This is a genomic window from Streptomyces sp. SID12488 (assembly GCF_010548275.1).
Lineage (GTDB): Bacteria > Actinomycetota > Actinomycetes > Streptomycetales > Streptomycetaceae > Streptomyces.
This window is the reverse complement of the sequence record NZ_JAAGLT010000005.1, coordinates 347,617-369,464: the sequence shown is the minus strand read 5'-3', so window position 1 is coordinate 369,464 and position 21,848 is coordinate 347,617. Positions and strand designations below refer to the sequence as shown.

The window sequence follows — 21,848 nt, the reverse complement described above, 5'->3', positions numbered from 1 at the left end:
GTACCTCGATGACGGGGCGGATTGTGGGGTGTGGTAAAGGCCGACTGTAACCGCCCCCGACAGGTCCCGCCCCGGGGATGTGACGGAATCGTCGGGTCGGCAGGGTCACGTCCGTGTCCGGACGGTCACGATGTCATGACTTGACGTGAACTTTGAGGGGTTGAGGGGGCGTGCGGGGATCTGTCGTTCGTCAGGTCAACTGTCCTACACGGATGCCTAATTGACACGTGTCGCATACATATCCGGCCTTGACGTGAAGCATTCGTGGAGGGTTTGCTGTCCGTGATCAAACCGATGGCCGTCGATCGATCGCCGTCAACAGACCGCGTCGTGTGAGGAAGTTCCCCGCGGTGTCTCCACCTCCACCACCCCTGGGCCGTGGCCGCAAACGTGCCGCCCAGGCCTTCGACGCCGCGCTCGACGACACCGAACTCGTCGCCGCGCGCGCCGCGCTGGCCCAGGGGCGCTGGCAGGCCGTCCGCGCACTGCTCACCACCACCGGCGACGACTGGGACCGCCGGGGGCACCGGGTCACCGTCCTCGCCCTGGAGTCCGGCACCGCCGCCTGGGCCCGCGACTGGCTCCTCGCCGAACCGGAGTCCGCCGACGCCTCCGTCCTGCTCGCCGCGGCCACCGTCCAGCGGGCCCTCGTCGGCAAGGACAAGCCGGTCCGGGCCCGCGACGCCTGCCACGCCGCCGCCGCGCTCGCTCCCGCCGATCCCACACCCTGGCTCGGGCTGCTCCAGCTGGAGCGGAACGTGGGCCCCGAGGAGACCGTCGTACAGCTCTTCGACGAGGTCCGGCACCGTTACCCGGACCACCACCACGCCCACCATCTGATGGTCGCGCGCCTCGCCGAGCGCCGTACCTCCGCCGGGCAGGACCCGCTGCACGAGGTGTACGACTTCGCCAACTGGGCCGTCGAACAGGCCCCCGCCGACTCACCGTTGGCGATCCTGCCGGTCGTCGCGCACGCCGAGCGCTACCGCGTCCTCGCCGTCGCCGGCCTGGAGTCCGCCGACCCGGCGTCCTCCGGGCACTGGGTCGGGCGGCGGGCCCGCCAGGTGATGAAGGCGGCCTTCGACTGGTGGCTGGAGTGGGAGCGCGACGACCATCCGCGTCGCCTGATCGACCTCAACTTCCTTGCCCACGCGAAGTTCTGCGAGGGCCGGGGCGCGGAGGCCGCCGCCCTGTTCCACCGGATCGGCCCGCACCAGACGCCCGTTCCGTGGTCCTACCCGGACCGCGACCCGCTCACCGCCTTCCGTGCCGCCCGCGCCACCGCGCTCGGCACGGTGTAACGCCCCACGCACCACCGAGAAGTTCCGTCACCACTGAAAATTTCCGTACGCCCGAAAGGACAACCCCGCGATGACGACGGGCAGTTCGAGCACGAGCAGACCCAGTGCCGGCAGCAGCGGCATCAGTACGTTCAAGGGTCAGGACCGCGCGCTGCGCGCCGACCGACTCGGCACCGGAGGGCTTCTGCTCTCCGTCCTCGCCGCGACCGCTCCGCTCATGGTGGTCGCAGGTGTCATGCCCACTACATTCGCGGTGATGGGCATCGTCGGCCAGCCCCTCCTCTTCGTCCTTCTCGGCGTCGTCCTCGTCCTCTTCAGCGTCGGGTACGCCGAGATGAGCCGCCACGTCCACAACGCGGGCGCGTTCTACGCGTACATCTCGCGCGGTCTCGGCGGTACCGCCGGGGCGGGCGCCGCGATGCTCGCGCTCGTCGCCTACAACGCCCTCCAGGTCGGCATCTACGGCATCTTCGGGTTCGAGGTGTCGGGGCTGTTCTCCACCTACCTGGACACCGAAGTCGCCTGGTGGATACCGGCGTTGCTGGCCGCGCTGGCCGTCGGCACGCTCGGCTGGCTGAAGATCGACGTCAACGCGCGTGTGCTCGGCGTGCTGATCGTCATCGAGGTCGCCCTCGTCGTCATCTTCGACATCGCCGCCGTCGCCGACCCGGCAAAGGAGGGCCTGTCCCTGCACGCCTTCAACCCGGACACCCTCACCGGCGCGGGCGTCGGCACCGCCCTGTGCTTCTGCATCGCCGCCTTCACCGGCTTCGAACAGGCCCCCGTGTACGCCGAGGAGACGAGCCGGCCGCACGTCCTGGTCCCGCGCGTGATGTTCCTCGCCGTCAGCTTCGTCGCCGTCTTCTTCGCGATCAGCTCATGGGCGTTCACCGTCGCGGCCGGCCCCTCCGCGATCATCGGCACCGCGCAGAAGGAGAGCGCCGGACTGCTGTTCTCCCTCACCGAGTCCCGGCTCGGCGGCACCTTCACGGACGTCCTGCACGTCCTGTTCGTGACCGGCATGTTCGCGGCGCTGCTCAGCTTCCACAACGTGGTCGCCCGGTACGCCTTCGCGATGGGCCGCGAGGGACTCCTGCCCGCGACCTTCGGCCGCACCACCGGCGCGAGCGGTGCGCCCGGCACCGGTTCGCTCCTGCAGACCGTCGTGGCCGTGGTGGTCGTGGCCGCCTTCGCGGTCTCCGACGACGGACCGGTGGGCGACCCGACCACCCCCGTGCTGAAGCTGTTCACCTGGCTGGGCAACATCGGCGCCCTGGGCGTGATCGTGCTGATGGCGGCGGCCTCCCTCTCGGTCATCGTCTTCTTCGCCCGTCGTGGCGCCGCGGGCGCCCAGGCCTGGCGGCTGGTGACGTCCGCGCTGGCGGGCATCGCCCTGCTCGTGATCGCCGGCTACACGATCAAGGACTTCGACATCCTGGTCGGCACGGGCCCGGACTCCGCCCTCAACTGGGTGCTGCCCGGCATCATCGGCGCCGCCGTGGTCGTCGGCCTGGTCCAGGGCCTGGTCCTGCGCTCCCGCAAGCCCGAGGTGCACGCCCGGATCGGGCTCGGCAACGAGGCGTTCCAGCTGGACAAGGCTGCGGAGTCGGAGGCTGCGGAATCGTCCTCCTGAGCACCCTTTCCGTGGCCGCCGCCTGAGAAGTGGGTGAGAAGCGGTTACGGAAGTCTGACGCGCACCCGCGATCCCTGGCTCGACAGGGGTCGCGGGTGTTCGAATGGACAGGTGAACTCCGAACGACCCGAAAAACCGGAAGAGCCCGAGCAACCCGCAGCACCCGCAGCACCCGAAGGGCAGGACCGGGGTACGCCCATCGGCCGCCGCGTACTGCTCGGCACCCTCGGTCTGGGCGCCCTCGGCGTGGTCGCGGCGCCCACCCTCCAGCGCGGCATGGAGGCGTTCCTCGCGGGCGCGGCGGAGAAGGACCCCACCGGCCTGACCGGCCTCCTCCCGAACGGCGGCGGCTTCCGCTACTACTCGGTGACGTCCTCCGTACCCCGCAAGGACGCGGAGAACTACCAGCTGAAGATCGACGGTCTCGTCGACAGACCGATCACCTACACCCTGGCCGACCTGCGTGCGATGCCCCAGACCAGGATGGTCAAGGACGTGCAGTGCGTCACGGGCTGGCGGGTGCCCGGCACGCCCTTCGAAGGGGTGCGGCTGTCCCGGCTCCTGGACGCGGCGGGAGTGCGCTCCTCGGCCGGAGCGGTGCGCTTCACCTGCTTCGACGGCGCCTACTCCGAGAGCCTCACCCTCGACCAGGCCCGCCGCGCCGACGTCCTGGTCGCACTGCGCATGCAGGACAAGAACCTGAGCCACAGCCACGGCGGCCCGGTCCGCCTCTACGTCGCCCCCATGTACTTCTACAAGTCCGCCAAGTGGCTCTCCGGCATCACGGTCACCGAGAACGTGCGGGCCGGCTACTGGGAGAACCGCGGCTACGACATCGACGCCTGGGTCGGCAGATCGAACGGACGCGACGATGAGCCTACGAGCTGACGCCCCGGCGCCCTCCACCTCGGACGTACGCCGCTTCGGCCGCCCCCAGAAGTGGGTGCACCGCGTGACGGCCGCGCTGATGGGCGTGTGCGTGGTGACGGCGGCCTGTCTGTATCTCCCCGTGTTCGCCGAGCTGGTCGGCCGCCGCGAACTGGTGGTCCGTGTCCACGAATGGGCGGGCCTCGCCCTGCCGGTACCCGTCCTGGCCGGCCTGGCTTCCCGTGCCCTCCGCGCCGACCTGGGCCACCTCAACCGCTTCGGCCCGCACGACCGCGTCTGGCTGCGCGCCGCCCTACGACGCGACAAGCGCAGCACCTCGCGCCCGGCGGCCAAGTTCAACGCGGGCCAGAAGATCTACGCGTCCTGGATCGCGGGCGCCACCCTGGTCATGCTCGGCACGGGCCTGCTCATGTGGTTCACCCACCTCACCCCGCTGATGTGGCGCACCAGTGCGACCTTCGTCCACGACTGGCTGGCGCTCACCATCGGCATCGTCCTGGCCGGCCACATCGGTATGGCCCTGGGCGACCCGGAGGCCCGCCGAGGCCTCAGGACGGGCTCGGTGAGCAAGAGGTGGGCGGACAGCGAGCATCCCCTGTGGCGCCCCTGAACCGACGGCGAGGCGCTGGGTGCCCCAAAGGGGCGCGGGCTCCATCCGATCGACGGCTGCGCCGGGCGGACCCACCCAGCCTCAACGGGCGCCTGAGGGGTCGCGGGGCCTGTGTCAGGTCCAGGGTCTCGCCGGGTGGCCCGGCCCAGCCGCAACGCGTCCTGAAAGGGGCGCGGGGCCGTATCTGATCTGCGGCTCCGCCGCGTGGGCGCGACCAGCCACGAAGGACCCGCAGCCCGGGCAACGGACGGGCAGGCGTACCCCTAGATCACGAGTGACAGCAGCAGGACCAGGCTGCCCGCGACCACCGAGATGATCGTCTCCATGATCGACCAGGTCTTGAGGGTCTGGCCGACGTTCAGGCCGAAGTACTCCTTGACGAGCCAGAATCCGGCGTCGTTGACATGGCTGAAGAAGAGGGAGCCGGCGCCGATGGCCAGGACGAGTAGGGCCGCGTGCGCGGTAGACATGTCGGCCGCGAGGGGGGCCACCAGACCGGCCGCCGAGACCGTGGCGACCGTCGCCGAACCCGTCGCCAGCCGGATCGCCACCGCGATCAGCCAGGCCAGCAGCAGGGCCGGTATCGACCAGTCCTCCGAGATGTCCAGGACCATTTTGCCGACCCCGGAGTCGATCAGCGTCTGCTTGAAGCCGCCGCCCGCGCCGACGATCAGCAGGATGCCCGCGATGGGCGCGAGGCCCGTCTCGACGATCCGGGAGATGCGCTCCTTGGTGAACTCGGCCGGGCGCCCCAGCGTGAAGATGCCCACGAGGACTGCGGCGAGCAGGGCGATCAGCGGGGAGCCGACCACGTCGAAGACGCGCTGCATCATGTGCGTGGGGTCGTCGACGATGATGTCGACCAGCGCCTTGGACAGCATCAGGACGACGGGCAGGAGGATGGTGGCCAGGGTGGCGCCGAAGCCCGGACGCTTCTCCAGGTCCTCGGAGGGGCGCTGCGGGATCATGCGGTCGGGGGCGGGCACGTCGACCCAGCGGGCCGCGACCCGCGAGAACAGCGGCCCAGCGATGATCACAGTCGGGATGGCGACCAGGACACCGAGCGCCAGGGTCACGCCGAGGTTGGCGCCGACCGCGTCGATCGCGATCAGCGGCCCGGGGTGCGGCGGGACCAGGCCGTGCATCACGGACAGGCCCGCGAGCGCCGGGATGCCGATGCGCATCAGGGAGTAGTTGCCGCGCTTGGCGACCATCAGGACGACCGGGATCAGCAGCACCACGCCGACCTCGAAGAACAGGGGCAGGCCGATCACCGAGGCGATCAGCACCATCGCCCAGGGCATCGTCCGGCCCGAGGCCCTCGCCAAAATCGTGTCGACGATCTGGTCGGCGCCGCCGGAGTCGGCGAGCAGCTTGCCGAGGATCGCGCCAAGGGCGATCAGGACACCCACGCCTGCCACCGTCGAGCCGAGCCCGGTGGTGAAGCTGGCGATGGCCTTGTCGAGCGGCGCGCCCGCGAAGGCGCCCAGCGCGAGCGAGCCGATGGTCAGGGCCAGGAAGGCGTGCAGCTTGAACTTGGTGATCAGCAGGACGATGAGCGCGATGCCCGCCAGCACGGCGATGCCCAGTTGGGCATGGCCGGCCGAGGTGATCGGCTCGACGGTGTCCGCTGCCAGCATCTCGACGCTGAGTCTGGTCACAGAGGTTCCCTTGCTTCTGGGGAGGGACTGTCGGGGGAGACGGGGCTACTGCGAAGGCGCGGCTTTCGGGGGAGCCTCGGGACCGTCCGGGCCGCGCGGGCCCTCCAGCTCACCGAGCGCCGCCACGGCGCGGGCGGTGATCTCCTCGGGGGTGCCGGAGACGCTCACCGCGACGCCCGCCTCGTCCGCTTCGAGCGGCTGGAGGGTGGCGAGCTGGGAGTCGAGCAGCGCCGTCGGCATGAAGTGACCCTGCCGGTGCGCCATCCGGTCCTCGATGAGCGCCCGGTCACCGGCGAGGTGCACGAAGACCACGTCGGGCGCGGCGGCCCGCAGCCGGTCCCGGTACGACCGCTTCAGCGCCGAGCAGCTCACGACCCCGCCGAGTCCGGCCCGGCCGTGCGCCCACTTGCCGATGGCGTCCAGCCAGGGGCGGCGGTCGTCGTCGGTCAGCGGGGTCCCGGCCGACATCTTGTCGATGTTGGCCGGGGGGTGGAAGTCGTCGGCCTCGGCGTACGGAACGCCGAGCCGTGCCGCGAGCAGGGGACCGATCGTGGTCTTCCCGGTGCCCGAGACGCCCATGACCACGACGACATGGGGGGTACGCGTCTTCTGCATGAACGCAATGAAACGCATTAGGTACGACAAATTCAAGCCCCTCGTATGAATAAGTCTGACTTTTTGAGAGTGTGACGCGCCCCGTACGCTGAGTGCATGAGCACACCCGGCCGAGGGCTGCACGGCCATGTGATGGACACCCTCGGACCCGCGATCACCGCGGGCGAGTACCCGCCGGGCAGCGTTCTGCGCACGGACGAACTGGCCCAGCGCTTCGACGTGTCACGGTCGGTGATGCGGGAGGCGGTCCGGGTCCTGGAGTCGATGCACCTGGTCGAGTCCCGCCGCCGGGTCGGCGTCACGGTCCGCCCCAAGGCCGAGTGGAACGTCTACGACCCGCAGGTCATCCGCTGGCGTCTGGCCGGCGCCGACCGCCCGCAGCAACTGCGCTCCCTCACCGTGCTGCGCTCCGCGGTCGAACCGGTCGCCGCGGGCCTGGCAGCCAAGTTCGCCACCGCCGAGCAGTGCGCGCGGCTCACGGAGTGCGCGTTGGGCATGGTGGCCAACTCGCGCGGGCGTCAGCTGGAGGGCTATCTGGTCCACGACGTGGCCTTCCATCGGGTGATCCTGGAGGCCTCGGGCAACGAGATGTTCGCCCGCCTCGGCGACGTCGTCGCGGAGGTCCTGGCCGGCCGCACCCACCACGAGGTCATGTTCGAGGACCCCGACCCGGCCGCCGTCACCCTGCACGTACAGGTCGCCGAAGCGGTCCGCGAGGGCGACGGCGAACGGGCCGAGCGGCTCACCCGGGAGATCGCGGTCGGGGCCCTTCAGGAACTGGACATCCTCGCGCCCTAGACGGTCCGGCCGCCCTGTCCGCCCTGTCCGCCCGGTTCGCTCCGGTCCCCCTCGTCGATGTCTCCGTCGACGTACACCCACGCCCCGTCGACCCGCTCGAACCGGCTCCGCTCCTCCAGCGAACCGCCCCGGTAGGAGGCCCGGAAGGTCACGGTGCCGGTGGTGTGGAACGCCGTACCGTCGCCCGCTGCGACGATCTCCAGGCCCGTCCACCGCATCCCGGGGTCGAACTCGACGCCGGTGGGGCGGGTGCGCGGGTGCCAGGTGCGCAGGAGATAGGGCTCGTCCCGCTTCACGAAGGCGCTGTAGCGGGAGCGCATCAGGGCCTCGGCGGTCGGCGCCGCCGCCTCACCCCGGTGGAACCGGCCGCAGCAGTTCTCGTACGTCTCCGTCTCCGCGAGACCGCACGGACAGGCGGAGCTCTGAACGCGGGCGGAGGGGCGTTGCCGCCGGGGATGCGGAGTGCGTCGGGCCATGCCCGCCATTCTCCCGCACCGCGTGTACCCGCTACGCGGTGGAGGGGGGATAGGAGGGCCGGGCGGGCACCCGCGGTCCTCCCTTGACCGGCGGCGGCCCCGGCGTCCTCGGCGCGGGCAGTACGGGCAGCGCCCCCTCGTAGAGCCACGCGGTGAGCAGCTCGTCCAACGGCTCCGCCGTGAACCGGCCCACGTACGACGTGAACGTGGCCGTACTCACCGACCCGCCCCGATGCAGCGCGATCCATCCCCGCAGCATCCGGAAGAACGCCTCGTCGCCCAGCGCGCACCGCACCGCGTGCACGGTGAGCCCGCCGCGCTGATACAACCGGTCGTCGAACATCAGCTTGCGACCGGGATCGGCGAGCCGCAGATCCTGTGGTCGCCCGGCCAGCAACCGATGCGCCACCGCGGCGAGTTGCTGCGCGCTGCGCCCGCCGGAGCGCTCGGACCACAGCCACTCCGCGTACTTGGCGAACCCCTCGTTCAGCCAGATGTGCCGCCAGTCCGCGATGGACACACTGTTGCCGAACCACTGGTGGGCCAGCTCGTGCGCGACGAGCCGTTCCGAACTCCGGGCGCCGTCCACGTGGTTGGCGCCGAACAACGACAACCCCTGTGCCTCGACGGGCACATCGAGTTCCTCCTCGGTCACCACGACCGCGTACTCGCCGAACGGATACGGCCCGAACAGCTCCTCGAAGAGTTCCATCATGGCGGGCTGGCGCGCGAAGTCCCGGGAGAACTCGGGGAGCAACTCCGCCGGAATATGGCCGTGTTGGGGCACGCCGCCCAGCCCCGGATCACCGAGCAGGACGGTCTGGTACTTCCCGATCGACAACCCGACGAGATAGCTCGACGTCGGCGCGGACTGCTCGTACACCCACGTGGTGGTCGAGGCCTTGGTCGTCCGGGTCAGCAGCCGCCCGCCCGCCACCACCGAGTAGGCGGACGGCGTCGTGATCGAGATCTGGTAGGACGCCTTGTCGGCGGGCCGGTCGTTGCACGGGTACCAGGACGGCGCCCCGACCGGCTGGCTCGCCACCAGTGCCCCGTCCTCCAGCTCCTCCCAGCCGATCCCGCCCCAGGGGCTGCTGACCGGCTTGGGGTTGCCCGCCCAGTGCACCTCGACGGTGAACGCGGCCCCGGTCCGCAGCGGCTTCGCGGGGCGGATGCGCAGCCGTCCGCCCCGGTGCGTGTAGTGGGCGGTCTTGCCGTCGACCCGTACCCGGCCGATCTTGAAGTCGCCCAGGTTCAGCTGGAATTCGGCGAGCGAGGTCCGGCCCGCTATGGCGTTGATACGGGCCGTGCCCGCCAGCCGGTTCGGGCCGGGGCGGTAGTCCAGCGCGAGTTCGTACCGGTGCACCCGGTAACGGGGATCACCGTTGGCCGGAAAGTACGGGTCCGAACCCACCGTCTGCTGAACGCTCACTGCTGAGTCTGCTCCCTGCGCTGTGCTCGTACGAGGTGCCGGAGATGAACCCACCCCCGCTCCGGTACCCGAACGAGCCGCGCGCACCGCTTTCAGGAACGCCATGACTCGATCGGGTTGCCCAGCCAGCGGGTGTCGTCGGGAACGGACTCCGCCGCCATGACCAGCGACGCGGGACCCAGAGTGGACCGGGCCCCGACCGTGGAACCGGGCAGGACGATCCCGCCAGGACCCAGCGTCGCGCCCTCACGGAGGACCACAGTATCCGTCCGCAAGATCCGGTCGTGGAAGAGGTGTGTCTGCAGCACGCATCCCCGGTTCACGGTGGCCGCGTCCCCCAGGGTCACCAGGTCGGTCTCGGGCAGCCAGTAGCTCTCCACCCAGACCCCCTTCCCGATGCGCGCGCCGAGCCCGCGCAGCCACGCCGACATCACCGGCGTACCCGGTACAGAACCCACGAGCCACGGCACGGCGACGACCTCGACGAAGGTGTCCGCCAGCTCGTTGCGCCACACGAACCCGCTCCACAGCGGATGTTCACCGGCGCGGTGCCGCCCCACGAGTGCCCACTTGGCGACGATGGACAGCACACAGGCGAGGGCGCCGACAGCGAGCAGCACCAGTCCGCCCGCCAGCCAGAACCATCCACCGAGCACGCTGAACGCGGCCACCGTCAGCACGGCCAGCCCCGCCGAGCAGAACACCGGCACGATCCGGAACAGCTCGACCAGCGCCCGCGCCCACAGCAGACGCGCGGGCGGGTCGTACGTACGGCTCTGGTCGCCGCCGCTCGCCGACCGGGGCAGCTTCATCGGCGGCAGGCCCAGGTACGAGCTGCCCTTCTTGGCCTTCTTCGGTGTGGCCGAGAGGACCCCGACCAGCCCGCCGTCGGGCACCGACCGGCCCGGCGCGGTCATCCCGGAGTTGCCCAGGAAGGCACGCCGCCCGATCTCGGCCCGCCCGATCCGCAGCCAGCCACCGCCGAGTTCGTACGGCGCGGTCAGGGTGTCGTCGGCCAGGAAGGCGCCCTCGCCGACGGTCGTCAGGCTGGGCAGCGCCAGCACGGTCGACACCTCGGCGCCGCGCCCGATCCGCATCCCGAGCAGCCGCAGCCACACCGGGGTGATCAGCCCGGCGTAGAGCGGGAACAGCGTCTCGCGGGAGCGGTCCATGAGCTGCGTGACCGTCCAGGCCTGCCAGCCGATCCGGCTGTGCGTGGGATGCGTACCCTCGCGCAGGCCCAGACTCAGCAGCCGTACGGCGATCAGGAGCATCAGCGCGTACGCGAGACCGAACGCCAGGGTGGCCGGTACCAGCGCGAGCGCGATGCCCCGCAGAGCGGTCCCGAGCCCGGCGTCCGGGTCGACGAAGAGGCCCACGACCAGCAACGCGACCGCACCCGCCACCAGCGGCAGCGCGCTCAGCGCGAGCCCGGCGATGCCGTACATCGCGCGCCAGGTCCGCCCACGCTGCGGACGCTCCTTGGGCCAGTTCCGCTTGGCCTTGCCGAGCTTGACGGCCGGTGCACCGGCCCAGCGCTGCCCGGTCGGCACCGTTCCGACGACCGCCGAACCCGGCGCCACCTCGGCCCGTTTGCCGACCCGCGCCCCCGGGAAGAGCAGGCTGCGCGTCCCGACGACGGCGCCGGCACCCACCTTGACCTGCCCGATCTCCAGCCGGTCCCCGTCCAGCCAGTGCCCCGACAGGTCCACCTCGGACTCGACGGCCGCCCCACGCCCCAGCTTGAGCATGCCGGTGACCGGGGGCAGCGAGTGCAGATCGACGTCCGCGCCGACCTTGCCGCCCAGCGCCCGCGCGTACCGCTCCAGCCATCCCCCGGTCAGCGAGGTCGCCCCGCTGAACTCGGCGAGCCGCTCGGCGGTCCACAGCCGCAGATGCACACTGCCGCCACGCGGATACCGTCCGGGCTTCACGCCCCGCAGCAGCAGCCGCGCCCCACCGGCCGCGAGGGCGAGCCGCCCGGGCGGGGAGAAGAGCACTGCGGCTCCGGCGGCCACCGCCCACCACGACGTGGTGGGCGCCCACGGATAGGCCCCGAACAGGTGCAGTACGTTCGCGGCGGCGGCCAGCGAGACCGCCCACCGGAGCCCGAGCAGCGTGAACAGCGGAAGCAGCACCAGAAGCTGAATGACCTTGGCGCGCAGGGGAACCGGCGCGATGATCCGACCGCTGGTGTCGTCCTGTGAGGACTCCTCCAGATGCCGGGCGAGCTTGCGGAGCACGGGCTGCTGGTAGATGTCGAGGACGGCGGCGCTCGGGTAGCGCGTCCGCAGCCGTGTGGTCAACTGGGCGGCGCCGAGACTGCTGCCGCCGATCGCGAAGAAGTCGTCGTCCGCGCTGCCCACGGGGATGCCGAGGACCTCGGTCCACTGCTCGGCGACCCACGCCTCGGTGCCGTACAGCACGGCGGCGGGACCGGTCTCCAGCCCCTCCAGCGGCCACGGCAGGGCGTTGCGGTCGACCTTGCCGGACGTGCGGGTCGGCAGCTCGGCGACCGGCGCGAGCATCGGTACGAGGGCGGCGGGCAGCTCGGCGCGCAGCCGCTCCACGGCGGCGGCCTGGTCCCAGCCCTCCTGCGTCACGACATAGCCGACGAGCAACTGGTTGCCGCTGCGGGCGGTCCGTACGGCGGCGGCGGCACCGGCGACACCGGGCAGTCCCTGGAGCGCCGAGTCGACCTCACCCAGCTCGATACGGCGCCCGCCGAGCTTGATCTGCTCGTCGGCCCGCCCGAGGAAGATCAACCCCTCGGGTTCGGCCTTGACGAGGTCACCGCTGCGATAGGCCCGCTCCCAGCCGAGGGATTCGAGCGGCGCGTACTTCTCGGCGTCCTTCTCGGCGTCGAGATACCGCGCGAGTCCGACGCCGCCGATCACCAGTTGCCCACTGGCGCCCATGGCGACGGGCTCCCCGGCCTCGTCGACGACGGCGAGTTCCCAGCCGTTCAGGGGCAGCCCGATCCGAATGGGCTCCTCACCGGTCATCAGGGAGGCGCAGGCGACGACGGTGGCCTCGGTGGGCCCGTAGGTGTTCCACACCTCGCGCCCCTCCGTCACCAGCCGCTGCACCAGCTCGGGCGGGCAGGCCTCCCCGCCGAAGATCAGCAGCCGTACGTCGTTGAGGGTCTCGGGCTCCCACAGCGCGGCCAGCGTGGGCACGGTGGAGACGACGGAGATCTCCTGCTCGACCAGCCAGGGCCCCAGATCGGCCCCGCTGCGGACCTGGGAGCGCGGTACGGGCACCAGGCAGGCCCCGTAGCGCCAGGCCAGCCACATCTCCTCGCAGGAGGCGTCGAAGGCCACGGAGAGGCCCGCCATGACCCGGTCGCCGGGCCCCACGGGATCGTCGGTGAGGAACAGCGCGGCCTCGGCGTCCACGAAGGCGGCGGCGCTCCGGTGGCTGACGGCGACGCCCTTGGGCTTCCCGGTGGAGCCGGAGGTGAAGATGATCCAGGCGTCGTGCTCGACGCCGGGCCGCCGTGCGGGCAGCTCGCTGCGGGTCCCGGGAACGGTGATCTCGTACCCGGCGCCGACGACGGCCCGTACGTCCGCCTCCCCGAACACCAGCTCGGCCCGCTCGTCCGGGTCCTCGGCGTCCACGGGGACGTAGGCGGCACCGGCGGCGAGGACGGCCAGGATGGCGACGTACAGCTCATTGGTGCCGGAAGGAACCCTGACCCCTACGCGATCCCCGAGCCCGACGCCGGCGGCGCTCAGGCGGCGCCGTACGGCCTCGACCTCTACGGCGAGCGCCCGGTAGGTGAGCGCGGTGGTGCCGTCGTCGAGGGCTGGCTCGTTCGGGTACGAACGTACGGTGGCGTCGAAAACATCGACGAGAGTGCGCGGCGAGGCGGCGGGCCCCGCGGAGAAACGTGCCTTGTCGCCGAACCGCTCGCGGATCTCTTCTTCGAGCAGACCGAGAGCACTGCTCTCGTGTGTGGCTGCCATCAGTCCTCGCGTCTCGTTCCCGGAAACCTCCGGGTCGCTGGCGGGGCCCGCAGGTATGCCTGGGGTTGTCCGTCTCCAGCTCCGTTCCGTAACAAGCCAGAAATTTTAGTACGAGCCTAGGCTCGCGCCAGTGCGCCTGCCAGGTGAGAGGGCCGCACGGGGGGTGCGCCGGGGGTGCCGGAGCTGTGGCCGACGCCCTGACCTGGTGATCTTCGTGGTCGCATGGATGGACGAGATATCGCCCACACTCGGCGCAAATCCGGGCAAATGGTCGGCTGTGACCGCTGTACAGCGACAGCTCGGGGTATGTGGTGGAACGCAAAAAACCCCACATCGAGTGGGGTCTCAGCGACTGAACGAGAGCAAGTGTCCGAGGGGGGACTTGAACCCCCACGCCCGATAAAGGGCACTAGCACCTCAAGCTAGCGCGTCTGCCATTCCGCCACCCGGACAAGGTGTCTGTCGCGCGGGATTTCCCCCGTGGCGACGAAGGAAACATTACCAGGCTTTCCGGGGTGGCCGGTCACCCCCTGTCGCCGCGTGAACGGTGTGTGACGGGCCCGGACCGGCCTTGGGGTGCGGCGGGTGGAGAGGGAGGATGGGTGATGACCACCAGCAGGAACAGCGGGAGGTAGCAGCGTGAGCGGGACGGACACGACCAGAGGCGTCACCGGCGAGGACGAGGTCGTGGACCTCTGTCGCGAGCTCATCCAGATCGACACCAGCAACTTCGGCGACCACTCGGGGCCCGGTGAACGCAAGGCCGCCGAGTACGTCGCCGAGAAGCTCGCCGAGGTGGGTCTGGAGCCGCGGATCTTCGAGTCGCACAAGGGGCGCGCCTCCACCGTGGCGCGCATCGAGGGCGAGGACCGGTCCCGGCCGGCGCTGCTCATCCACGGCCACACCGACGTCGTACCGGCCAACGCGGCGGACTGGACCCATCACCCGTTCTCGGGCGAGATCGCGGACGGGTGCGTGTGGGGCCGGGGTGCGGTCGACATGAAGGACATGGACGCGATGACCCTCGCGGTCGTCCGTGACCGGCTGCGCACCGGCCGCAAGCCCCCGCGCGACATCGTCCTCGCCTTCCTCGCGGACGAGGAGGCGGGTGGTACGTGGGGCGCGCGGCACCTCGTGGACAAGCACCCCGACCTGTTCGAGGGCGTGACGGAGGCGATCGGCGAGGTCGGCGGGTTCTCCTTCACCGTCAACGAGAACCTGCGGCTGTATCTGGTGGAGACGGCCCAGAAGGGCATGCACTGGATGAAGCTGACCGTCGACGGCACCGCCGGACACGGTTCGATGATCCACAAGGACAACGCGATCACCGAGTTGTCGGAGGCCGTCGGACGCCTCGGCCGGCACAAGTTCCCCGTCCGGGTCACCAAGACCCTCCGGCACTTCCTCGACGAACTCGGCGACGCGCTGGGCACCGAACTGGACCCCGAGAACATGGACGCGACGCTCGCCAAGCTCGGCGGTATCGCCAAGCTGATCGGCGCCTCGCTGCAGAACACCGCCAACCCGACCCAGCTGGGCGCCGGTTACAAGGTCAACGTCATTCCGGGCCAGGCCACCGCGCACATCGACGCCCGTTACCTGCCCGGCTACGAGGAGGAGTTCCTCGCCGACCTGGACCGTATCCTCGGCCCGAACGTGAAGCGCGAGGACGTGCACGCCGACAAGGCCCTGGAGACCTCCTTCGACGGGGCGCTCGTGGACGCCATGCAGACCGCGCTGGTCGCCGAGGACCCGATCGCCCGGGCCGTGCCGTACATGCTCTCGGCCGGTACCGACGCCAAGTCCTTCGCGGACCTCGGCATCCGCTGCTTCGGCTTCGCGCCGCTGAAGCTGCCGCCGGAGCTGGACTTCGCGGGCATGTTCCACGGTGTTGACGAACGGGTGCCGGTCGACGCGCTGAAATTCGGGGTGCGTGTGCTCGACCGCTTCATCGGGGCATCCTGAATCCCGTGCTGGGCCTGTGTTCCCGGGAGTTCTCCCCGTTCCCAACACCCGTGAATGCGCCCGGAATTACCCGATTGAACGACACTCCAATAATCGTCCGCGTGTGCGTGGGTGACTGAGAAGAGTGAATGCGCTCATAGGGTCGTAGCCCTAATGCCCCCTCCTCGTTACTGGTGATGCGGTCCGCTACTCGGGATCGCATTGCCAACAAGGAGAAAATAATGATCAAGAAGATCGTCGCCGCTGCGGCTGCCACCGGTGGTCTGGTTCTCGCGGGTGCGGGCCTGGCTGTCGCCGACGCGGGTGCCCAGGGTGCTGCCGTGGGCTCCCCGGGTGTCCTGTCCGGCAACGTCGTTCAGGTTCCCGTTCACGTCCCGGTGAACGTCTGCGGCAACACGATCTCCGTGATCGGGCTGCTGAACCCCGCCTTCGGCAACACCTGCGTCAACAACTGATGCTGCACCTCACCTCGTGAGGTTCTGACTCCCAGTGAGTCTGAGCCTGTCGGCCCCGGAACGCTTTCTGCGCTCCGGGGCCGACAGGTCGTTCCGGAAGGTTCACGACACACCATGTGAAGGCAGGGATGCAGCAATGCGACAGGTCACCCGCAAGGGCCTGATGACCGTGGCGGCCGCGACAGGCGTGATGGCCGCCGCCGGCGGCGCCCAGGCGCACGCGGACTCGGGTGCGAACGCCGCCGCCTCCAACTCGCCGGGCGTGCTGTCCGGCAATACGGTGAGCGCGCCGGTGAGCGTGCCGGTCAACGCCTGCGGCAACACCGTGAGCGGCGTCGGTCTGCTCAACCCGGCGATGGGCAACAAGTGCGCCAACGGCGGAGGCGGCGGCAAGGGCAGCGGCGGCCACGGCAACCAAGGCGGCCACGGCAACCAGGGCCAGCACGGCAACCAGGGCCAGCACGGGGGCCAGGGCAGTCATGGCAACCAGGGTGGTCATGGCGGCCAGGGAGGTCACGGCTCGTCCGGGGGGTACGGCGACGACGGCGGTTACGGCGGGCACGGCTCGCCCGGCGGCTACGGCTCGCCCGGCGGCTACGGCTCGCCTGGCGGCTACGGCGGTCACGATGGGTACGGCGGCCAGGGCGGGTACGGCGACTCGGGCGGCCCGGGTGGATTCGGGTATCCGGGGAGCCCCGGCGGCTCCGGTGACTGGGCCGACTGGCACGGCTGGGAGGGCTCGTACGCCGGCGGATACGCCACCGACTCCCCGGGTGTCGGTTCCGGCAACCATGTGGAGGCCCCGGTCGACGCACCGGTCAACCTCTGCGGAAACACCGTCGACGTCGTCGGCCTGCTCAACCCGGCGATGGGCAACGACTGCTCGACCACCGGGGACCACGCGGGCGGCGGCCACCAGGCGCCGCCTCCGGGCTACGGTGAGGAGGCCCCGCCGTCGGGCTACGGTGACGAGACTCCGCCCCCGGCCGGTCCGAGCGGCCCCGAGCAGCCCGGACACCCGCAGCCGCCGCACCAGCCCGAAAGCCCCCAGCTCCCGGGCGGCCCCGCGCAGCCGGGTTCCCCGGGCACTCCCCAGCTCCCGGAGACCCCGCAGACGCCCGGACACCCGCAGCACCCGGCCACCCCGCACCACCCGGGAATCCCGGCCCAGCCGGCCACTCCCGTCAGGCCGGTGTCGCCGCCCAGTACCGCGCACGGTGTGACGCCTCCGGCCGGCCCCACGTACGTCGACCAGAGCGGTGCGCGGACCGTTCCGCAGCCCCGGTCCGCCGCGCAGCTCGCGCACACCGGCGGTGACCTGCCGCTGGGCGTCGCCCTGCCGGTGGGTGCGGGCATGCTGCTCGCGGGCACAGTCCTCTACCGCAAGTCACGCCCCTCGGCGTAGAACCGTACGGAATGCGGTAATTCCGCACGAACGGGAGGAAGACACCGCACTGCCGCCCGGCGGCGTGCTGAACGGAGCGGGCCCCGCAGACGCGGGGCCCGCTCCGTTTTCGAGGTGTCACCTCACCACGTGGCCCGCACCTGGCGGATGATCCGCCGACGCAACCGCACCCTGCGGCTGCCGTCGCGCAGCAGGCTCAGGCGGTCCAACTCCCAGTGTCCGTACTCGGCATGGTCCGTGAGCAGACGTGTCGCCTCCTTGCGGGTGACCCCGCGTGGTACGTACACGTCGACAAATTCGTATTCCGGCATCGCATCTATTGTGCGGGCAGAGGCCCGGTACGGATAGCGTCTGCACTATGTCTGATGCTGCGCAGCCCACCGCTGCCGAGGTACGCGCCGCCGCCGAGGCGGTGAAGACCGCGCTCGACCGCCACCTGGCGGCGGTCGAACGCCGGTCAGGGGAGGACGACCCCGATGTCTATGAGGCGTTCAACCAGCTGGCCGCTGCCGCCGAGGTGTACGACGAGCTGCTCTACGACCGCTATGACGAGGTCACCCCCTTCGAGATCCCGGGTACGGACGACGCGCTGCCGCCGTACGCGGGCCCCGAGGAGCCGAACGCGCTGAGTGTGCTCATCCGCCGCGACTACGCCGTGGTGGAGCCGCAACGACTGCTGGCGCAGGCACAGCGGGTGGAGGCCGTGGACGACGACGGCACGGGCGCCGGGGCCGCCGGCACGGTGCACGGGGCGCTGGGCATCCTGTTCGGCGAGTTCGAGCCGGACGAGATCGCCTCCCGGCACAAGGAGTTCGGCCTCGAGGAGGCCGACTCCACACTGTGGGTGACGGCCGCGGACGAGCCGGCCGACCCCGGTGAGTGGCTGGAGGCTCCCTTCGACCAGGTCGACGCGGAGCGGGTGGTCTGCCGTTTCGACGTCAGCGCGGTCTTCGACGACGACGCCGACGACGTCATCGAGGACGACGACCTGCTGGAGGACGAACTCGATCCCGACCTGGTGGTAGCGGGCCTGGGCGAGGACGAGGATCTGGAACCACTGGACGCCGACCGCCGGCGCTAGCCGGCCGGAGATCGGACGTCCGGACGGCGGCGGTCGTGGGAAACCCTGTTTCCCACGACCGCCGCCGTCGTTTTCGTCCTGGTCAGCCTGTCGGCGGGACCTGGGCTCCGAGCAGGCCCGGCAGCCGCGTCGTACGGGCCTTCGCCGGGACCTCCGCGACCGCGTGGGCCAGCGCCTGGTCCACGCCGTGCACCACGGAGAGATGACGCTCGGCGCGGCCGAAGGCCGTGTAGACCCAGGGGCGGGTCAGTGACGGGGCCGCGTCCCCGGGCAGCACCACGACGGTGGCCGGCCAGTGCAGCCCCACTGCCTGGTGCGCGGTGAGCGCCCACCCGTGCCGCACGCTCAGCTCGACCCGCTCCTTCGGTACGACGACGGGGGAGCCGCCGCACTCCAGGTGCAGTCCTTCCGCGTCGGCCCTGACGATCTGCCCGGGCACCGTCCGCCCCGGCGCGGGGGAGTACGCGATCCGGTCACCCGGGTCGAAGCCGCCGAAGCGGCCCGGGCCGGGGTTCAGCCGCTCCTTGAGGGCGGAGTTGAGCGCGCGTGTGCCCGCCGCGCCGCCATGCCCCGGGGTAATCACCTGGGTCTGCTCCGGCGGTACTCCGAGTGCCCTGGGCAACGAGTCCGCGACGAGCTGCACGGTCCGGTGCACCGCCTCGCCGGCGTCCCGCACAGGGACGATCACGACCTCCTTGCCGGGCGCCTCGACCTGGGTGAGCTCGCCGACGGAGACGCCCGAGACGAGTTCACCGATCGGGCCGGGATCGGGCGTGCGCGAGACGATGTGCGGGCACGCGCGTGCGGCGAGCAGATCGGCGAAGACCCGGCCCGGCCCCGCCGACCACAGCACCGCCGGATCACCGCTCAGCAGCAGCCTGGCGCCGTCGGGCAGCGACTCCACGAGCATCGCCGCGCTCTCCACGTCGAGCTGCGGCGCGTCCAGCACGACCAGCAGATCGAGCGCGAACGCCCCGTCCGCGTCCCGCCCGGGCCCTTCGGCCCCGGCCAGCAACCCGGCGACGGTGACGACGGACTCCGGCTCCGAGTTCCGCTCCGAGTCCGCGTCGGAGGCGTCCTCGGGCGCGAGGAGTGCCGCGAAACGGCGGCGCCCGTCGGGTGTGTGGGCCGCCGCGCAGACGCGCAGGCCCAGGGAACGGGCCGCGGTGACGAGGGCGGCCGGTTCGGCGCGCGCCGTGTCACCGCCGGTGTGCAGCACGAGCCCGTGCCCGGCGACGGCACGGATCAACTCGGCCGCGGAGCCGGTACCCGACGCCCCGGCCGACGACTCCCAGTCCTCGGACGCCTCCTTGGGCAGCGAGTTGACGATCCGGGCGAGTCCGTCGGCAAGGCTCTCCTCGGCGAGCGCGTACCGCTCCAGCCCGATGAGCACACGAACAGGGCGCTCGGGGTCCTCGCTGTCCTCGTCGTCCGTGTCCTCCTCCGCGTTCTGTCTGTCCGCAGCGGGTACCGCGGCTTCCTCGACCGCGTCCTGGAACTCCAGGGCCTCGCCCTCCGCGACCGTGCTCTGCACGGCGGTGTCCGGGTCGGGCACGCCGCGCTGGGTGAGCGCGGTGGTGAGGGCGGCGGCGTCCAGCACCGTGTGTCCGGCCAGGGCGGCCTGCTCCAGTAGCCACACCGTGAGCGCCCGGCCCCGCCGCTCGTCGTCCGGACCGCACTCGGCGCCGAGCAGTGCCCGCGCGAACCCGTCGGCCTGCTCGGGCCGCACCCCGGCGACGCGGAGCAACTGCCAGGGATCCGCGTGCAGTTGTCCGTCCGCTCCTTCGCCGAGCGTGGACACCACCTGCGGCGCGAGCGTGTCCGGCGCGCCGCCTTCCGTCAATACGCCCCGCACGGCGTCTACGGCCTTCGGGTCGCCGACGACCGGCGCGGCGGGCTGGGGCCGCCGCGCGGGAACGGCCGAGGCGGAGGGCGCGAGGGAGGGGGAGACGGAGGGTTGTGCGGCAGGCGCTCCGGACCCGGACGCGGGCCGGGACTCCGGTGCGCGGAAGGCGATGGCCGCGGCGGGCTTCTCACCGCTCTCCACGGCCCGGACGGCCGCCATCAGATCGGCGGCCGTACCGGTGAGCTTGGTGCCGCTCGCGATCGGCCCCTGCTTCTCGGCCTTGCGCCGCTCGATCCGCTCCCGGAGTTCCCGCTGCGCGGCCAGCTCGGCCTCGGCCTCGGACAACTGCGCGGAGGCGCCACCGTCGGCGTCGGCGGTTGCGGTGGACCCGGTCTGCTCGGTGTTCTCGGCGGTTTCGGCGGTTTCGGTCGACGGATCGTCCGCCGTGTCCTGGGCGGCCTCCTCGGGGGCGCCCGGGGTCCCCGGCTCGGCTTCCTCCGTGGTGTCGGGCTCCGTGGTCACAGCGTGCTCCAGTCGTGATCGGGATAGCGGTGCACGGGCGCTGACACGTCGTCGAGCGCCCGGCAGATCTCGTCAGGAAGACTAAGGGTCTCCACTGACAACGCGGCCGTGAGCTGCTGCGCGTTGCGCGCGCCGACGATGGGGGCGACCACGCCGGGCCGGTCGCGGATCCAGGCGAGCGCCACCTGCAAGGGCGTCACGGCCAGACCGTCCGCCGCCGTCTGCACCGCGTCCACGATGCGGCTCGCCGTGTCGTCGAGGTACGGCGCGACAAAGGGCGCCAGATGGTCCGAGGCGCCCCGGGAGTCCGCCGGCGTCGAGTGCCGGTACTTGGCCGTGAGGACGCCGCGGCCGAGCGGCGAGGAGGGCAGGAGTCCGACGCCCAGGTCGAGTGCGGCGGGCAGCACCTCGCGTTCGATGCCGCGCTGGAGCAGGGAGTACTCCACCTGGGTGCTGGACAGGCGCGTACGTATGCCTGGTGCCGCGAGCTGCCAGGTCGCCGCCTTGGCGAGCTGCCAGCCGCAGAAGTTGGAGACGCCGACGTATCGGGCGCGTCCGCTGCTGACGGCGAGGTCGAGGGCCTGGAGGGTCTCCTCCAGGGGGGTGTCGGGGTCGTAGGCGTGGATGTGCCAGACGTCGACGTAGTCCGTGCCGAGGCGGGTGAGGGAGGCGTCGAGGGCGGCGAGGAGGTGGCCGCGGGAGCCGTCGACGCGGCGGTCGGGGTCGGGGACGCTGCCGGCCTTGGTCGAGATGACCAGGTCGCGGCGCGGCACCAGCCCTTCCATGAGCTGCCCGAGCAGGTACTCGGCCTCCCCGTCGCCGTACACGTCCGCGGTGTCGACGAGGGTTCCACCCGCTTCCCAGAACGCTTTCAACAGGGCCGCGGCGTCATGCTCGTCGGTGTCCCGACCCCATGTCAGGGTGCCGAGTCCGATCCGGGACACGCGCAGGCCGGTACGGCCGAGATGCCTCTGCTCCATGGACGCCGAGATTACTGGCCAGAACTGAGCAAGTGGGTTGCCTGTGGACAACGGTTTCCTCGCCCCCGCCGCCCTTACCCGTCCCATCCTCGGGGGCTGCGCCCCCGGACCCCCGCTCCGGCCCTGAACGGGCCTTGTCCTCGAACGCCGGACGGGCTGAATGATCAAGCCCCGGCCGGCACCTTCAGCCCGTTGGGGGTCCCCCCTCTGGG

General features: G+C 71.3%; 17 protein-coding genes and 1 tRNA gene. 9 read left to right on the top strand and 9 right to left on the bottom strand.

Annotated features, from left to right (window positions below):
* The first annotated feature begins 350 nt into the window (after positions 1–350).
* The 4 genes from G3I56_RS11570 (at position 351) to G3I56_RS11555 (ending at position 4,432) form a co-directional block, all read left to right on the top strand.
* A complete protein-coding gene (locus G3I56_RS11570) occupies positions 351–1,301 on the top strand; it encodes a hypothetical protein (RefSeq protein WP_164408814.1) in 951 nt (316 codons plus the stop codon).
* Between the two features lie 70 nt (positions 1,302–1,371).
* Positions 1,372–2,934, top strand: coding sequence for an APC family permease (locus G3I56_RS11565; RefSeq protein WP_164408813.1), 1,563 nt, complete (start codon positions 1,372–1,374; stop codon positions 2,932–2,934).
* 111 nt (positions 2,935–3,045) lie between these two features.
* The gene (locus G3I56_RS11560) at positions 3,046–3,822 is read left to right on the top strand and encodes a molybdopterin-dependent oxidoreductase (RefSeq protein ID WP_164408812.1); all 777 of its coding nucleotides are present in this window, start codon (positions 3,046–3,048) and stop codon (positions 3,820–3,822) included.
* Entirely contained in the window at positions 3,806–4,432 is a 627-nt protein-coding gene (locus G3I56_RS11555) for a cytochrome b/b6 domain-containing protein (protein ID WP_164408811.1), read from the top strand. Before G3I56_RS11560 ends, G3I56_RS11555 begins: the two co-directional genes overlap by 17 nt.
* Before the next feature lie 263 nt (positions 4,433–4,695).
* Here G3I56_RS11555 and G3I56_RS11550 read toward each other — a convergent pair whose 3' ends face one another.
* The gene (locus G3I56_RS11550) at positions 4,696–6,093 is read right to left on the bottom strand and encodes a gluconate:H+ symporter (protein ID WP_164408810.1); all 1,398 of its coding nucleotides are present in this window, start codon (positions 6,091–6,093) and stop codon (positions 4,696–4,698) included.
* A 45-nt stretch (positions 6,094–6,138) separates the two neighbouring features.
* A complete protein-coding gene (locus tag G3I56_RS11545; RefSeq protein ID WP_164408809.1) occupies positions 6,139–6,708 on the bottom strand; it encodes a gluconokinase in 570 nt (189 codons plus the stop codon).
* Positions 6,709–6,804: 96 nt separating this feature from the next.
* Between G3I56_RS11545 and G3I56_RS11540 the strand changes: the two genes are divergently transcribed.
* Entirely contained in the window at positions 6,805–7,506 is a 702-nt protein-coding gene (locus tag G3I56_RS11540; protein ID WP_164408808.1) for a FadR/GntR family transcriptional regulator, read from the top strand.
* Here G3I56_RS11540 and G3I56_RS11535 read toward each other — a convergent pair.
* The 4 genes from G3I56_RS11535 to G3I56_RS11520 all read right to left on the bottom strand — a co-directional run bounded on the left by G3I56_RS11535 (position 7,503) and on the right by G3I56_RS11520 (position 13,834).
* Complete coding sequence (locus tag G3I56_RS11535) at positions 7,503–7,982, bottom strand: YchJ family metal-binding protein (protein ID WP_239134820.1); 480 nt, start codon at positions 7,980–7,982, stop codon at positions 7,503–7,505. The two genes, G3I56_RS11540 and G3I56_RS11535, sit on opposite strands and share 4 nt — an antisense overlap.
* Positions 7,983–8,013: 31 nt before the next feature.
* Positions 8,014–9,414: a M1 family metallopeptidase gene (locus G3I56_RS11530; RefSeq protein WP_164408806.1), complete on the bottom strand. Its 1,401-nt coding sequence runs from the start codon at positions 9,412–9,414 to the stop codon at positions 8,014–8,016.
* 92 nt (positions 9,415–9,506) lie between these two features.
* Positions 9,507–13,382: a Pls/PosA family non-ribosomal peptide synthetase gene (locus tag G3I56_RS11525; RefSeq protein ID WP_164408805.1), complete on the bottom strand. Its 3,876-nt coding sequence runs from the start codon at positions 13,380–13,382 to the stop codon at positions 9,507–9,509.
* 367 nt (positions 13,383–13,749) lie between these two features.
* Positions 13,750–13,834, bottom strand: a tRNA-Leu gene (locus G3I56_RS11520).
* Positions 13,835–14,021: 187 nt separating this feature from the next.
* On the opposite strand from G3I56_RS11520, the gene G3I56_RS11515 reads away from it, so the two are divergent.
* From G3I56_RS11515 to G3I56_RS11505, 3 genes are all read left to right on the top strand, one after another.
* Entirely contained in the window at positions 14,022–15,347 is a 1,326-nt protein-coding gene (locus tag G3I56_RS11515) for a M20/M25/M40 family metallo-hydrolase (protein ID WP_164408804.1), read from the top strand.
* 221 nt (positions 15,348–15,568) lie between these two features.
* Entirely contained in the window at positions 15,569–15,802 is a 234-nt protein-coding gene (gene chpH, locus G3I56_RS11510) for a chaplin ChpH (protein WP_105975938.1), read from the top strand.
* Between the two features lie 136 nt (positions 15,803–15,938).
* Positions 15,939–17,207, top strand: coding sequence for a chaplin family protein (locus G3I56_RS11505; protein WP_164408803.1), 1,269 nt, complete (start codon positions 15,939–15,941; stop codon positions 17,205–17,207).
* A 122-nt stretch (positions 17,208–17,329) separates the two neighbouring features.
* Here the strand turns inward: G3I56_RS11505 and G3I56_RS11500 are convergent, their stop codons facing one another.
* Positions 17,330–17,518 carry a DUF5703 family protein gene (locus G3I56_RS11500; RefSeq protein ID WP_018549191.1) on the bottom strand — a complete coding sequence of 63 codons (189 nt, stop codon included), beginning with the start codon at positions 17,516–17,518 and terminating at the stop codon, positions 17,330–17,332.
* A gap of 47 nt (positions 17,519–17,565) precedes the next feature.
* On the opposite strand from G3I56_RS11500, the gene G3I56_RS11495 reads away from it, so the two are divergent.
* On the top strand, positions 17,566–18,288 hold the full coding sequence (locus tag G3I56_RS11495) for a hypothetical protein (protein ID WP_164408802.1): 723 nt from the start codon (positions 17,566–17,568) through the stop codon (positions 18,286–18,288).
* A gap of 82 nt (positions 18,289–18,370) precedes the next feature.
* Here G3I56_RS11495 and G3I56_RS11490 read toward each other — a convergent pair whose 3' ends face one another.
* Positions 18,371–20,656 (bottom strand): helix-hairpin-helix domain-containing protein, encoded by a 2,286-nt coding sequence (locus G3I56_RS11490; RefSeq protein WP_164408801.1) that lies wholly within the window; start codon positions 20,654–20,656, stop codon positions 18,371–18,373.
* Positions 20,653–21,636: an aldo/keto reductase gene (locus G3I56_RS11485; RefSeq protein WP_164408800.1), complete on the bottom strand. Its 984-nt coding sequence runs from the start codon at positions 21,634–21,636 to the stop codon at positions 20,653–20,655. Before G3I56_RS11485 ends, G3I56_RS11490 begins: the two co-directional genes overlap by 4 nt.
* Positions 21,637–21,848 lie beyond the last annotated feature (212 nt).

Bases quoted from the DNA above. Each gene is read 5' to 3' on its own strand.
- G3I56_RS11545 (WP_164408809.1), bottom strand. From the start codon at position 6,708: ATGCAGAAGACGCGTACCCCCCATGTCGTCGTGGTCATGGGCGTCTCG.
- G3I56_RS11485 (WP_164408800.1), bottom strand. From the start codon at position 21,636: ATGGAGCAGAGGCATCTCGGCCGTACCGGCCTGCGCGTGTCCCGGATC.
- chpH (WP_105975938.1), top strand. From the start codon at position 15,569: ATGATCAAGAAGATCGTCGCCGCTGCGGCTGCCACCGGTGGTCTGGTT.
- G3I56_RS11540 (WP_164408808.1), top strand. From the start codon at position 6,805: ATGAGCACACCCGGCCGAGGGCTGCACGGCCATGTGATGGACACCCTC.
- G3I56_RS11565 (WP_164408813.1), top strand. From the start codon at position 1,372: ATGACGACGGGCAGTTCGAGCACGAGCAGACCCAGTGCCGGCAGCAGC.
- G3I56_RS11525 (WP_164408805.1), bottom strand. From the start codon at position 13,382: ATGGCAGCCACACACGAGAGCAGTGCTCTCGGTCTGCTCGAAGAAGAG.
- G3I56_RS11535 (WP_239134820.1), bottom strand. From the start codon at position 7,982: ATGGCCCGACGCACTCCGCATCCCCGGCGGCAACGCCCCTCCGCCCGC.
- G3I56_RS11505 (WP_164408803.1), top strand. From the start codon at position 15,939: ATGCGACAGGTCACCCGCAAGGGCCTGATGACCGTGGCGGCCGCGACA.
- G3I56_RS11555 (WP_164408811.1), top strand. From the start codon at position 3,806: ATGAGCCTACGAGCTGACGCCCCGGCGCCCTCCACCTCGGACGTACGC.
- G3I56_RS11500 (WP_018549191.1), bottom strand. From the start codon at position 17,518: ATGCCGGAATACGAATTTGTCGACGTGTACGTACCACGCGGGGTCACC.
- G3I56_RS11495 (WP_164408802.1), top strand. From the start codon at position 17,566: ATGTCTGATGCTGCGCAGCCCACCGCTGCCGAGGTACGCGCCGCCGCC.